This window comes from Pseudomaricurvus sp. ABR4_320, assembly GCF_056159445.1.
This window is the reverse complement of the sequence record NZ_JBSWVF010000143.1, coordinates 1-206: the sequence shown is the minus strand read 5'-3', so window position 1 is coordinate 206 and position 206 is coordinate 1. Positions and strand designations below refer to the sequence as shown.

Genomic DNA, 206 nt, shown 5'->3' with positions numbered 1-206 from the left:
AAGTGCAACTCTTGAGGAGTTGGTTAGAGGGTAAGCTGCTGTATCATTGACAGTTCCTTCTAACCGCCAAGCAAGAGGAACGCAATGAGTTACGAACAGCTTACCCAGGAAGAACGATACCAGATTCACGCCTACTTGAAAGCAGGCTTTAAGCAATCTCAAATAGCCTTGGAAATGAATCGGGACAAATCCACGATCAGTCGTGA

General features: G+C 45.6%; 1 protein-coding gene. It reads left to right on the top strand.

Features of this window, described 5'->3' with window-relative positions; translation table 11 throughout:
* Positions 1-84: 84 nt before the first annotated feature.
* Positions 85-206 (top strand): helix-turn-helix domain-containing protein (locus tag ACXAFR_RS27735; RefSeq protein ID WP_475183492.1); only part of this gene is annotated, 122 nt, incomplete at its 3' end.